The 13018-nt window shown below is 57.1% G+C and carries 12 protein-coding genes; 8 read left to right on the top strand and 4 right to left on the bottom strand.

The genetic code is table 11. From position 1 onward, the window contains the following. Position 1 precedes the first annotated feature (1 nt). The 3 genes from F7D08_RS03870 to F7D08_RS03860 all read right to left on the bottom strand — a co-directional run bounded on the left by F7D08_RS03870 (position 2) and on the right by F7D08_RS03860 (position 2656). Positions 2–514, bottom strand: coding sequence for a DUF2975 domain-containing protein (locus F7D08_RS03870; RefSeq protein ID WP_152209380.1), 513 nt, complete (start codon positions 512–514; stop codon positions 2–4). Between the two features lie 164 nt (positions 515–678). After that, positions 679–2043: a nucleobase:cation symporter-2 family protein gene (locus F7D08_RS03865; protein WP_152209379.1), complete on the bottom strand. Its 1365-nt coding sequence runs from the start codon at positions 2041–2043 to the stop codon at positions 679–681. Positions 2044–2074: 31 nt separating this feature from the next. Beyond that, entirely contained in the window at positions 2075–2656 is a 582-nt protein-coding gene (locus F7D08_RS03860) for a xanthine phosphoribosyltransferase (protein ID WP_152209378.1), read from the bottom strand. Between the two features lie 170 nt (positions 2657–2826). Between F7D08_RS03860 and F7D08_RS03855 the strand changes: the two genes are divergently transcribed. The 8 genes from F7D08_RS03855 to mltG all read left to right on the top strand — a co-directional run bounded on the left by F7D08_RS03855 (position 2827) and on the right by mltG (position 12491). Continuing rightward, positions 2827–5457, top strand: a complete 2631-nt coding sequence (locus F7D08_RS03855; protein WP_152209572.1) for an ATP-dependent helicase — start codon at positions 2827–2829, stop codon at positions 5455–5457. A 347-nt stretch (positions 5458–5804) separates the two neighbouring features. Beyond that, positions 5805–6431 (top strand): 30S ribosomal protein S4, encoded by a 627-nt coding sequence (gene rpsD, locus F7D08_RS03850; RefSeq protein WP_100494115.1) that lies wholly within the window; start codon positions 5805–5807, stop codon positions 6429–6431. A 106-nt stretch (positions 6432–6537) separates the two neighbouring features. Further along, on the top strand, positions 6538–7212 hold the full coding sequence (locus F7D08_RS03845; protein WP_193316186.1) for a histidine phosphatase family protein: 675 nt from the start codon (positions 6538–6540) through the stop codon (positions 7210–7212). A gap of 197 nt (positions 7213–7409) precedes the next feature. After that, complete coding sequence (locus F7D08_RS03840; RefSeq protein ID WP_152209376.1) at positions 7410–7793, top strand: DUF948 domain-containing protein; 384 nt, start codon at positions 7410–7412, stop codon at positions 7791–7793. Continuing rightward, positions 7793–8029, top strand: coding sequence for a hypothetical protein (locus F7D08_RS03835; protein WP_152209375.1), 237 nt, complete (start codon positions 7793–7795; stop codon positions 8027–8029). The genes F7D08_RS03840 and F7D08_RS03835 overlap by 1 nt, the downstream gene beginning before the upstream one ends. Positions 8030–8152: 123 nt before the next feature. Continuing rightward, positions 8153–10834, top strand: coding sequence for an alanine--tRNA ligase (alaS, locus tag F7D08_RS03830; protein WP_152209374.1), 2682 nt, complete (start codon positions 8153–8155; stop codon positions 10832–10834). A gap of 5 nt (positions 10835–10839) precedes the next feature. Continuing rightward, a complete protein-coding gene (gene ruvX, locus F7D08_RS03825; protein WP_152209373.1) occupies positions 10840–11295 on the top strand; it encodes a Holliday junction resolvase RuvX in 456 nt (151 codons plus the stop codon). Between the two features lie 11 nt (positions 11296–11306). Next, a complete protein-coding gene (gene mltG / locus F7D08_RS03820; protein WP_152209372.1) occupies positions 11307–12491 on the top strand; it encodes an endolytic transglycosylase MltG in 1185 nt (394 codons plus the stop codon). Between the two features lie 55 nt (positions 12492–12546). Here the strand turns inward: mltG and F7D08_RS03815 are convergent, their stop codons facing one another. Next, on the bottom strand, positions 12547–13017 hold the full coding sequence (locus F7D08_RS03815; protein WP_152209371.1) for a prepilin peptidase: 471 nt from the start codon (positions 13015–13017) through the stop codon (positions 12547–12549). Position 13018 lies beyond the last annotated feature (1 nt).

Raw genomic sequence — 13018 nt, 5'->3', positions numbered from 1 at the left:
GTCAGATCACCTGTTCCAATTCATCGGATTGGTCGGTTGCGGCGCGAAGTAGCCCCCTCATCACCAGCATCAAGAGGATAAAGCCGATCTCAGCCACAAGGGTTGCGCCAAGAACGGCTGCGATGCTGAAGTAGTCCATGCCCTGCATAGTGGCGTCATGCCAGGCGCTGACGGCAAACGTACCCAAGGCGATAGCGGTTATTGCGGTACCGATTGAAGCACAGCCGATGATTAGATTCACACAGGGGAGTGCTTTAGCGGTGAAGACGCTGCCGGAGCCGGAAAGCGAGAACAGACGCCATACTCCGATGAACGCGATCTCGACACAGACAAGGAACAATTCACCGAGTATGAGATACAGCCAGTGCAACGGAGTTTGACTAGGGTATGTATTTGCCACTGCTTCGCTGAATATTGGTACGACAATCACCTGTCCCCATATACATCCCAGCCAAATCAGTACGACTATTGCCTTCAGTCCGTACAGTACCCAGCGATTCATGTACTTGTTCATGCTGCCGCCTTTTTCTACGTTGTACTCGCAATCATTGTATATCGATATTCGATATGCTTCTGTTGGGTGGCGATATAAAAAGTCCTCTTAGCTGTATGAGCTAAGAGGACTAAAGGCGCGGGAAGTAAGGTTATGTTTCCTTTGCCGGCGCGCTCAGACCGTGTTTATGCTTCCTTCGCTGCTGGTGCGCTCAGGAAGTGTTCCTCGCTTGGTAGCACGGCATTGAGGATGACGGCGACCACGAAGGCCACGGCGATGCAGTTGGAAGCGAAGATCTGCTGGAACAGCGAAGGGAAGTTCACGAAGATATCGCTCACCTGCGTAAAGCCGATGCCAATGGTCAGTGAGAGCGCCGCAATCGTGATGTTGCGCTGGGAGAAGCCTGCCTCAGCGATCATCTGGAAACCGGAGAGAATGATGTTGCCGAACATCATGATGGTGCAGCCACCAAGCACCGCCTGAGGCAGTGAGTTGAACACCTCGGCGATGGCCGGTACGAAGCTGGCCAGAATCAGAATCAGACCGCCGGAGAGAATCACCTTGCGGTTGACCACCTTGGTCATGGCCACCAGACCGATGTTTTGTGCGAAAGAGGTCAGCGGCAAGCAACCGAACAGGCCGGAAACCGAGGAGATCAGGCCGTCGCCGGCGATGGCGCCAGCGGTTTCACGCTCGGTAGGCGTACGGTTCAGACCCACTTTGGTCAGTGCGGCGGTGTCGCCCAGCACCTCGACCGAAGAGACCACATACAGCAAGCCGATGGAAATGATCGCACCCCAGTCGAACTCAGGCTTGAACGGCATCAGCTGCGGCACGGAGACGATGGAGAGATTCTGGAAACCGGAGAAATCGACCTTGCCCATGCAAATGGCTACAATATAACCCACAACCAAACCGAACAATACGGACAGCTGCTTGGCAGTGCCCTTCATCAACAGCTGGAATGCGAGGCAGGCCACCAGAGAAATCAGACCAAGCGTCAGGTTCTGCCAGGAGCCGAAGTCCTTAGCTCCCGAACCGCCGCCGAACGAGGTTGCACCCACGTTGAGCAGCGAGAAACCGATGGAAGTCACCACGATGGCCGAGACGATCGGCGGAACGAATCGACGCCAATACTTGGCGGTCAAACCAAGCACCAGTTCCAGCAGACCACCGACCAGCACGGCACCGACCACCGCGCCATAACCCTTATCTGCGCAAATGGCCACGGCTGCCGCCACATAAGTGAAAGAAATGCCGGTGACCATCGGCAGGCGAGAACCGATGCGCCATGCGCCGTACAGCTGCAGACAGGTGCCGAGACCGGCCACCAGAAGACCGGCCTGAATAACTGCAGCGGACTGTACGGGTGTCATCTTGGCGGCGGACGCCACGATGAAGATCGGGGCCAGATTCGCCACGAACATGGCCATCACATGCTGCAGGCCGAACGGGATGCCCTTCCAGAAGGAAACAGGCGCGTCCAGTGAGCTCAAGGCTTCAAATGAGACTGCAGAGGACTTGGTCGTCGTGTTCTTTTCGTCGCTCATTCTTCTTTTCTCTCTCTCCTCAAGCGAACGGTCAGTGGCGGAATTCGATTTTGCCGGTTTGAGGATCCATGGATTCTACAATGGCTAGGGAATCCACGTCATAGCCTTCCTCACGAAGCTTGTCACCGCCACCCTGGAAGCCCTTTTCCACGGCGATACCGATACCTTCAACCGTGGCGCCTGCTTCCTCGCAGAGCTCAATAAGACCGCGCAGCGCCTTGCCGTTGGCCAGGAAATCATCGATGAGTAGCACATGATCGCCCGGGTTCAGGTACTTCTTGGAAACGATGACCGGGAACTCCTTCTGCTTGGTGAACGAGTAGACCGTGGTGGTGTACTGGTCGCCGTCGAGATTGATGGACTGTGCCTTCTTGGCGAACACCACCGGCACATCGCCGAAATGACGGGCCGCACAGCAGGCGATGCCGATGCCGGAAGCCTCGATGGTCAGGATCTTGGTGATGGTTTTGCCTGCAAAGTGTTCGGCCCAAGCCGCACCCATATGGTCGAACAGGCGCACATCGCACTGGTGATTCAGGAATGCGTCCACCTTCAGCACATCGCCGGCTTTGACGGTGCCTTCGGCCTGGATTCGTTCCTCAAGTTCCTGCACTGGATACCTCCTTGACATCAAATTGGCATAGCTAACCGATATAGCTATGGGATATGGCAAACCAGCTTACGCTGACCGGCGCATATGGTAGATATGAATGTCGCGCGATTCGAGGATTCGGTTTTCTGCGCGCAGAGGTCAAGGCTGGTATGTGTGAAGGGGAGAGAATCATGTTCGATGAGCCGGAAGTCATTGCACGCAGCGCCCAGGAACTGGTAGGCGATCTGAACCCGCAACAGTCCGAAGCCGTGCAGTACCGAGGCCAGGCCTTGCTGATCGGCGCAGGCGCCGGCTCCGGCAAGACTCGTGTGTTGACTCGCCGTATCGCATGGATTCTAAGCCAATTTGGCGCATGGCCCAGCCAGGTGCTTGCCATCACTTTTACCAATAAAGCCGCCGCTGAGATGCGTGAACGACTGGGCTCCTTGATTGGCCCGGTGGCGCAGCGCATGTGGGTTTCCACCTTCCACTCCGCCTGTGTGCGCATCCTGAGGCGCGATGGTAAATCCATCGGATTGAAATCAGGCTTCTCCATTTACGATTCCGCCGATTCCGAACGCCTCGTCAAAATCATCGCCACCGAATTCAATCTGGATATCAAGCGCTATACGCCGCGATCCATCCTCGGCCATATCTCCGATCTCAAGAACAATTTGACCGGTTGGAAGGAATATTTGGCCCTCCATGCTCCGGACTTCACGCCAGGTCAGCGTGGCTACCAGTTCGGTACGGTTGGTGATCTCGAAGCCATTTACGCGGTGATCTACGCCGAATACGAACACCGTCTGGCGCTTGCCAACGCCGTGGATTTCGATGATCTGATTGGTAGGACCGTGGAACTGCTGCGTTCCGACCCACAAGTGGCCGAGTACTACCATCATCGTTTCCGCTACATTCTGGTGGACGAGTATCAGGACACCAATCACGCCCAGTATGTGCTGGTGCGCGAGCTCGCCGGCGTCGACACTGGTGAACACAGCGTGCCCGGTGCTCCCACTGCCGGCAAAACCGGTCCGGCATGGATTACTGTGGTGGGCGATTCCGATCAGTCTATCTATGCGTTCCGTGGTGCGGACATCCGCAACATCCAGGATTTCGAACAGGACTTCCCGAACGCCAAAACCATTATGCTGGAGCAGAATTATCGTTCCACGCAAACCATTCTGGATGCGGCCAACGCGGTGATCAGTAATAATGAAGGCCGCAAGCCGAAGAAACTGTGGACCGCACTTGGCAAAGGTGAGCCGATTGTGGGCTATGCTGCGGATAACGCGCAGCAGGAAGCCCAATGGGTGGCGGAAGAAATCGCGCGACTGCATGCGGAGGAATCCATCGCCTATTCGGATATGGCCATCATGTACCGAGCCAACGCACAGTCCCGCTCGCTTGAAGAGGCATTGATCAACGGAGGGCTGCCGTACCAGCTGGTCGGTGGCACCAAGTTCTATGAGCGCCGTGAGATCAAAGATGCGCTGGCATACCTGCAGGCACTGGTGAATCCGGATGATGACGTGAACTTGCGCCGAATCCTGAATGTGCCGAAGCGCGGTCTTGGTGACCGTGCCGAAGGTATTCTGCTCGCGTATGCGCGTGAGCATGGCACAAGCTTCTTCTACGCGTTGATGCACTTGGATGAGATTCAGAATATTCCCACCCGTACAGCCAACCAACTCAAAGCGTTCCGCGAACTCATGGGTGCACTTTCGCAATTCACCCGTGCGCATGACAGCAAGCCGAGCGAAGTTGTGGCCGAAGTGCTGGAGAAATCAGGATTGAGGGCAGAGCTGGAGAAATCCGTCGATCCACAGGATGCCTCCCGTTTGGAGAACCTCTCCCAGCTGCAATCCACCGCAGCCGAATTTGAACAGAATACGCCGGACGCCACATTGTCTGCGTTCTTGGAAACGACTGCTCTGGTAGCTGATTCCGACCAACTGCCTAGCGAAGCCGAGGATTCCGGCAAGGTGACGTTGATGACCCTGCACACCGCAAAGGGTCTGGAATATCCGGTGGTGTTCCTGACCGGCATGGAACAGGGCACCTTCCCGCATTCTCGTTCGATGGAAGACACCACCGAACTGCAGGAGGAGCGTCGACTCGCCTACGTGGGCATCACCCGTGCCAAGCGTCGCCTATATGTGACCCGCGCTGCGGTGCGCTCGCAGTGGGGTCAGGCCGCGGATATGATGCCGAGCCAATTCCTCGACGAGATTCCAGCGGAGCTCATCGATTGGAAGCGTAAGGAAGCCGGCGTGGAACGTATGCGTTCGAGCTGGGAATCCGATGGCTTCTCCGATGACTTCGGTGGCTGGGATGACGATGACTTTGGCGGTACCACGTTCGGTGGTTCATCGACATTCGGCAGCCGCGGTTCAGGATCCTCATACGGCTCACGCTCGCGCTATGGCTCCTCGTATGGTTCGGGTTCATCATCGTATGGTTCAAGGTCCTACGGTTCTAGGTCTTCATACGGTTCCAGCTCCTATGGTTCACGCGGTTCGGGGTCTTCCTCCTACGGTTCCCGTTCCGGCTCATCATCGGATTCCTACAGTCATACGCGAGGTGGCAAGGTGACGACCCGTCATACCACGCCAAAGGCTGCTGCTTCGGCGGTCAAGAAAGACAATGGGCTGAATGCTGCCGATTTCGCCATCGGAGACAAGGTGGTTCACGACAAGTTCGGTCTTGGCACAGTCATGGATATTCAGGACAAGGGCATCAAGTCGGTGATTACCGTGGACTTCGGATCGGCCGGCGTCAAGCGTCTGATGCTGCGCGTGGCGCCTATTGAGAAGCTCTGATGGACTCTCAATAGGAGCCCGTCGCGGCAGGGCCGCTCCCCTCAGCTACGGACAGTCCACTGGACTGTCCGCTTCGCGCTTCGGCTATTGAGAAGCTCTGAACGCTTCTCAATAGCGCGTGATACGGCATGCTGTCCATGGGCTAGGTGTATTGTTGTTCGCTGGTGTCTGCTTTACGGTAGATGCCGTCTGGAGTCATAGCCCATCAACGGGTCGGTGGCCGTGCGCATATGAGCACAGTCATTCGTGAGCGATCACGACGAAGCGTTGGAGAGGCCCGACTCAGCGTTTGGCATCGAAGAGAAGCCAAACGTTCCGTTCAAATAACGACAGAAGGATTAATCCAAATGACGAACGTTCAGCGTTCTCGCCGTCAGGTGCGCCTTTCCCGCGCCCTCGGCATCGCACTGACCCCTAAGGCTCAGCGCATCTTCGAAAAGCGTCCGTACGCTCCTGGCGAGCACGGCCGTGACCGTCGCCGCACCGAATCCGATTACGCGGTGCGTATGCGCGAAAAGCAGCGTCTGCGCGCTCAGTACGGCGTCTCCGAGAAGCAGCTCCGTGCCGCTTACGAGAAGGCTACCCGTACCGCAGGCCAGACCGGTAACGCCATGCTGACCGATCTTGAGACCCGTCTTGACAACCTGGTGCTGCGTGCCGGCTTCGCCCGCACCACCGCTCAGGCTCGCCAGTTCGTGGTTCACCGTCACATCCTCGTTGACGGCAACGTGGTCGATCGCCCGTCCTACCGCGTCAAGCCCGGCCAGACCATTCAGGTCAAGGCCAAGAGCCAGACCATGGTTCCGTTCCAGATCGCCGCTGAAGGCGTGCACCGCGATGTGCTGCCGGCGGTTCCTGGCTACCTCGACGTGACCCTTGCCTCCCTGAAGGCCACCCTGACCCGCAAGCCTGAGGTCGAAGAGATCCCGGTGCAGGTCAACATCCAGTACGTGGTCGAATTCTACGCCCGCTGATCCGGGCCCATCTGGTCAAAACAATCCAGGACATACCGCTCGAACCCCGCGCCGCAAAGCGCGGGGTTCCTGCGTTCTGACGCCAAATTGGCGTAGCATGGACTCCATGATTCTTCATTTGCACTTGGTTCGCCATGGACAGACCTATTTCAACCGATACAACCGTCTGCAAGGCTGGTCCAATTCCCCGCTGACTGAATCCGGCATCGCTGACGCTGCCAAAGCGGGGGAGAGACTGAAAGATTTGACGTTTGCCGCCGCTTATTGCTCCGATACCACGAGAGCACAGCAGACTGCCGAGAAAATCCTGGATATCAATGAAGCGGCAGGTAACCCGCGTCCTGCATTAATCTCGGATATGCATTTCCGCGAGCAGTTCTATGGCTACTATGAAGGTCTCGATATGGCCATGGCATGGTATGCCGCCGGCGCTCCTCATGGAGTGAAGACCTACAACGAAATAGTGGAACGGTTCGGGCTTGCGGCCTCCCGAGATTTCCTGAAAGAGGCCGACCCATTCCATGATGCGGAATCCGATGAGGAATATTGGACGCGTGTTGAAGGAGCCTTCAAACTCATCGCCGAAAATCCCGATCTCCGCAATGGCGACGATGTACTGCAGATTTCGCACGGCAACACACTGCTGAGCTTGGCGCATCGTTTTGGTGGGCCCGACCTTGACCTGAGCGAACGGCCGGCAAACGGCTCTGTGACAGTCGTCGATTTCGATACGGACAAGCCATTTGCCGAGGCCTTGACCATAGTGTCATATGGCAGATAACCATCAGATAAAGCCCCGGACACCACACAGCTTTTTTGACTGTAGGTTTTTGAACACTGACTGTAGGTTTTTGGACGAATTCCGTTAGAAAACCTACAGTCAGTGTTCAAAAACCTACAGTCAGGATGGAGCTGGTCGGGGAAATAGAGCGCAAGTGCTACTGTTATGCGAGTATATGTGACCTCAAGGAGGAAACAATGGGAGTCGGAGAGATCGCTGGCCTGATTGCGGCCATCGCGTTCGCAGTATTGGCCGGTTTCATGATCTATCCGCTGATCAGGCTCGGCAAGATGTTTGATCAGATCGCACAAACTGTTAAGGAATCCGGTGAACACGCCATTCCTGCATTGGATGAAGGCGTGACCACGGTCAAGCAGGTCAACAAGTCGCTGGAGGATGTCAACCGGATTTCCGCCGCAGCCTCCACCACGGCCAATAATGTTGGAGCATTAACCGATCTGTATGGCTCCTTCCTCGGCAAGCCCATCATCAAGATTGCATCTGCCGCCTATGCGCTGAAGTCCACCGCCCAGTCCTTCATCGTCAAGAACGCTGGCGGCGACGCTCAGAAGGGGGAGTGATGTTCAAACGCATCTTCTGGGTCGGCGTGGGCGTGGCCATCGGCATCGTGGCTGTTGCCAAAGCTCAGGCGTATGTCAAGGCGAATACGCCTGACGCCGCCCGTCAGTTCCTACTCGGCCCTGATCAGAACAACGTGCCGATGAAAACGCTTGAGGGCTTGGTCAATGAGTTCAATGCAACGCGTCGAGCCCGTGAGGCTGAACTCAACAACAAATACAATGTGCATGCTGACTGAAGCAAGCACATTGATTGATGATCTCGTTCAGGCCTTTTGCCATAATCACTACACAATCAAGACTTTCACAGTTAAGAGAGGGCGCAATCGCGCCTAAAAAACAAACAAGGAGTATATCCCGCCATGCGCACTGCGGAAATCGCAAAGCGATACCTCGATTACTTCGCCAAGCATGACCACCTCGTCGTGCCTTCTGCGTCGCTAATCTCCCCGAATCCCACCACCCTGTTCACTATTGCCGGCATGGTGCCGTTTATCCCGTACCTGATGGGCGAACAGACTCCGCCGAAGCATCGTATGGCCTCCAACCAGAAGTGCGTGCGCACGCTGGACATCGATGAGGTCGGTAAGACCACCCGCCATGGCACCTTCTTCCAGATGCTCGGCAACTTCTCTTTCGGTGATTACTTCAAGGAAGAGGCCATCCATTATGCCTGGGAGCTGCTCACCACTCCTCAGGATCAGGGCGGCTACGGCTTCGACCCCGAAAAGCTGTGGATGACCACCTTCACCGATGACGACGAAGCCCGTTCCCTGTGGATCAACGAGGGCGTCGACCCAGAGCACATCCAGAAGATGGGCATGGAAGACAACTTCTGGACTACCGGTGGCCCTGGCCCTGGCGGCCCGTGCTCCGAAATCTACGTTGACCGCGGTCCTGAATTCGGTAAGGAAGGCGGCCCGATCGCCGATGAGAACCGCTACATCGAAATCTGGGATCTCGTGTTCGAGAATTACGAGGTCGACAACGTCAAGTCCAAGACCGATTTGCACATCGTCGGCGAGCTTGAGAACAAGAACATCGATACCGGTGCCGGTCTGGAACGCCTCGCCTACTTGATGCAGGGCAAGAACAACATCTACGAGACCGATGAGGTCTTCCCGGTCATCGCCGCCGCCGAACAGCTTTCCGGCCTGAAGTACGGCGAGAACGAGGAAGCCGATGTGCGTTTCCGCGTGGTTGCCGATCACGTGCGTTCCGCACTGATGATCATGTCTGACGGCGTGCGTCCCTCCAACGTGGGCCGTGGCTACGTGCTGCGCCGTCTGCTGCGCCGCACCGTGCGCTCCATGCGCATGCTCGGTGTGACCGATCCGGTGCTGCCCACCCTGTTCCCGACCTCCAAGAACGCCATGGAGGCCAGCTATCCGGAGCTCAACGACACCTTCCACGAGGTGTCCGAATCCGCATACGGCGAGGAAGATGCCTTCCGCCGCACGCTGGAAACCGGTACCACCATCCTCGATGTGGCCGTCAACAAGGCCAAGCACGATTCTTCCGAGCCGACCGTGACCGGTGAGGATGCCTTCAAGCTGCACGACACCTACGGCTTCCCGATTGAGCTGACCCTCGAAATGGCAGCTGAGCAGGGTGTGAAGGTCGATGAGGCCAAGTTCCGCGAACTGATGGCCGAGCAGAAGTCCCGTGCGCGCGCCGATGCTCTGAAGAAGCGTCACAATGTGGATCTTTCCGTCTACGACGATTTCAAGAAGACCCTGGTCAAGCCGATCGACTTCCTCGGCTACACCGATATGTCTGCCCGTGCCAAGGTCATCGGCATCATGCAGGAAGGCAAGGGCTCTGTTCCCGCTGTCACTGGTCCGGCCAACATCGAGGTCATTCTCGACCGCACCCCGTTCTATGCGGAGGCCGGCGGTCAGTTCGCCGATCAGGGCGAGATTCTCTCCGACGATGGCGCTGTGCTTGAAGTCGACGATGTACAGAAGCCGATCAAGGATCTTATCGTCCACCAGTGCCGACTGACCGAAGGCACTTTGGTGGTCGGTGCCGAGGTGAACGCCAACATCGATCTGAACCGTCGTGGTGCCATCGCCCGCTCCCATACCGCCACCCATATGGTGCACAAGGCGCTGCGCGAGGAGCTCGGCCCGCAGGCCACCCAGCGCGGTTCCGAGGATGCTCCGAACCGTTTGCGTTTCGATTTCCAGTGGTCCAAGGCTCCGGCCAAGTCTGTGATCTCCGCAGTCGAGGAACGCGTCAACGACAAGTTGCGTGACAACCTCGCCGTGACCACCAAGGAAATGAAGTTCGATGATGCCATCGCCCTCGGCGCCATGCATCTGTTCGGCGAGAAATACGGCGACATCGTGCGCGTGGTCTCCATTGGCGAGGATGGTTGGAGCCGTGAGCTGTGTGGCGGCACCCACGTCGATCACGTCGGTAAGATCGGCATGGTGAACATCCTCTCCGAGGCTTCCATTGGCCAGGGTGTGCGTCGTGTGGACGCCGTGGTCGGTCAGGGCGCCTACGATTTCAACGCCCGTGAGCACGCGCTGGTCTCCCAGCTGTCCGACAAGCTCAACGCCCGCCCGGACGAGCTCGCCGAGCGCATCAACACGCTACTCGCCAAGCTCAAGGAATCCGATCGCCGCCTGGCTGCCATGTACGAAGGCCAGCTGGCTGCCGCCGTGCCGGCTCTGATTGCCGACGCCAAGGCTTCCGATGCCCCGGTGAAGGCCGCAGTCAAGAATGTCGGCCACTTCGGCACCTTCGATGCCCTGCGCAAGACCGTGCTCGACATTCGTGGTCAGCTCGGTGAAGACGCCCCGGCCATCGTGGCCCTTGCCGGCGTGAACGAGGATGACAAGCCGATGGTGGCTGTGGCCACTAATGAGGCGGCTCGCAAGGCAGGCATCAAAGCCGGCGATTTGGTGCGTGGCGCATCCAAGATTCTCGGCGGCGGTGGCGGCGGCAAGCCGGACTTCGCTCAGGGCGGCGGTGCTGACGCATCCAGGATCGATGAAGCGCTCGAGGCTTTGAAGCACGAGGCGCAGAAAGCCTGACGCCTGTGGTGTGGTTAGGCGTCGATTTAGGTAATGCTCGGGTCGGACTCGCATTGTCCGATCCCGAGCTTACCTTCGCCCACCCGGCAGGCGATATCTATGTTGCCGGTGATTATTTCTTTGCCATCGACGATGTGCTCGACGTCATTGAAGACGAGCATGTGACGCATGTGGTTGTCGGCCTTCCGCTGCAAATGGATGGAACAGAGGGCAAAAGCGCAAAAAAGGCGCGTCGATGGGCTGCGAATCTTGAGAAGAGATTGCAGACGGAAGCGGAGAACACATTAGAGAAAGATAAGATTCCGCAGGTATCATTGATTGATGAGCGATTGACCACTGTCAGCGCGCATCGGCAGCTGTTCGAGGCCAATAAATCCTCGAACAAGCATAGGCCCTTGGTCGATCAGCAGTCGGCAGTGGTGATCTTGCAGACGGCACTCGACCGTGCCGGGAAACAATGAGGTACGGGTTCATGTCAGATAACATTCATGATTTCTTCGATGAGAACACGCACTGGGTTGAACAAGGAACCGGATCGCTGACGGGTGGAGGGGTTCCTCCGAAGCCTCCGAGATCTCGCCGTGAGATGCGCAAACGCCGTAAACAGCGCAAGCAGAGGCGCTTTGGCGCCATCATCGCGGCGATTGTGGCCGTTGCGGTGATTATCGGCGGCGGCTACTTCGCCATCTCCAAACTGCACGCCATTCGCGACAGTCAGAGTCAGGCGAATACGGCGTTGGAAGATTACCCCGGCCCTGGATATGGCGAAGTGACGTTCACTGTCAGTGAAGGCCAGGGCGCCGTCGAAATCTCCAAGGGCTTGCTGAAGGCTGAAGTCATCAAATCTACCGACGCCTTCACCAGTCTGGTGAGCGCGAACGATTCCAAACTGTATCCGGGAACCTTTACGCTCAAGAAGCATATGGCGGCTTCCGATGCGCTCGCTATTCTCACTGACAGTTCGAAGGCGGCGGGATTCCTCGAAGTGCGCCCTGGCGAACGACTCAGCGCGGTCATCGCCGATGCCGCAGCCTTGTCCGGCATCGCCCAATCCGATTTCGAAACTATCATCAGCAACAAGGGTGACGGTATTTTGCCTGCCGAAGCCAACGGCAGTTTTGAAGGCTGGCTGGAGCCCGGCACCTATAATGTCAAGGGCATGGGCAGCGCCTCGGACATCCTCAAGGACATGGTCGATAAGCGTATCGCCAAGCTTGAGGAGCTCGGTGTGCCTTCCGGTGCCGACCGTGAACGTGTGATGATTATCGCCTCCATTGCCGAGGCTGAGGTCAACAAGGCCGATTATTACGGCAAAGTGACCAGAGTCATTGAAAATCGTCTGGCGCAGGGCATGTCCTTGGGTATGGATTCAACGGTTGCCTATGGCAATAACGTTCAGCCGGCCGATGTGACCACTGCGATGCTCCAGGACGAGTCGAACCCGTACAACACCTATAAGATCGCGGGCCTGCCGCCAACGCCGATTAGCAATCCGGGAGACAACGCCATTCAGGCGGCCATGAATCCGGAAAGCGGTGACTGGCTGTACTTCTGCACCGTGAACCTCGATACGGGCGAAACCAAGTTCGCGACCACTGCCGAAGAGCATGACAAAAACGTGGCCGAGCTTCGTCAATGGCAAGCCGAAAACCAGTAACTATTTGCTCAAGTGCCTCCCATATGGGAGGCACTGCTGTATTCGCATGGATGATTCAGAATATCCAGTTCAATGCGAGTGCGATAACCGCCGACACGAATATCACCGGCACGTACGGCACTTTGCCCGCGTGGACCGATGTATCGTGCGCATTGAGTCTGACCCAGCATCCGATCCAGAGAAGACCGCATACGCCCATGGCCAGCCACCACATCACGATGGGGGAGAGCCCGAACATCCCTACCGCAAGACCGGCGGGAATCAATGCGGTCACATCGCCGAACCCCAAAGAGCGCGGGACGATTAGTGCCAGCGCACATTGAATCAGACAGCACAGCCCCGTGAACAGAAGCGCTTGCAGCAATGTGAACAGGTCGTTGGTCATCACGCCGTATGCGAATACGGCAACCAGTTGCAGCAAGGCGCCTGATGCCACCCAAGGCAAAGGAACCCGTCGAGTGTGCATATCCTCGATGGACAGCGCAAGCTCACATAGCAGACCGGGAAGAGTGAACAGGTATGGCATG

This window comes from Bifidobacterium cebidarum, from assembly GCF_009193305.1.
GTDB classification, from domain to species: Bacteria; Actinomycetota; Actinomycetes; order Actinomycetales; family Bifidobacteriaceae; genus Bifidobacterium; species Bifidobacterium cebidarum.
Note: the sequence above shows the minus strand (reverse complement) of the source record. Positions and strands in the feature narration are given on the sequence as shown.

Excerpts from the sequence above, each read along its gene's own strand:
- F7D08_RS03845 (WP_193316186.1), top strand. The coding sequence starts at position 6,538 with ATGATTCTTCATTTGCACTTGGTTCGCCATGGACAGACCTATTTCAAC.
- rpsD (WP_100494115.1), top strand. The coding sequence starts at position 5,805 with ATGACGAACGTTCAGCGTTCTCGCCGTCAGGTGCGCCTTTCCCGCGCC.
- F7D08_RS03855 (WP_152209572.1), top strand. The coding sequence starts at position 2,827 with ATGTTCGATGAGCCGGAAGTCATTGCACGCAGCGCCCAGGAACTGGTA.
- alaS (WP_152209374.1), top strand. The coding sequence starts at position 8,153 with ATGCGCACTGCGGAAATCGCAAAGCGATACCTCGATTACTTCGCCAAG.
- F7D08_RS03870 (WP_152209380.1), bottom strand. The coding sequence starts at position 514 with ATGAACAAGTACATGAATCGCTGGGTACTGTACGGACTGAAGGCAATA.
- F7D08_RS03865 (WP_152209379.1), bottom strand. The coding sequence starts at position 2,043 with ATGAGCGACGAAAAGAACACGACGACCAAGTCCTCTGCAGTCTCATTT.
- F7D08_RS03815 (WP_152209371.1), bottom strand. The coding sequence starts at position 13,017 with ATGCCATACCTGTTCACTCTTCCCGGTCTGCTATGTGAGCTTGCGCTG.
- mltG (WP_152209372.1), top strand. The coding sequence starts at position 11,307 with ATGTCAGATAACATTCATGATTTCTTCGATGAGAACACGCACTGGGTT.
- F7D08_RS03835 (WP_152209375.1), top strand. The coding sequence starts at position 7,793 with ATGTTCAAACGCATCTTCTGGGTCGGCGTGGGCGTGGCCATCGGCATC.
- F7D08_RS03840 (WP_152209376.1), top strand. The coding sequence starts at position 7,410 with ATGGGAGTCGGAGAGATCGCTGGCCTGATTGCGGCCATCGCGTTCGCA.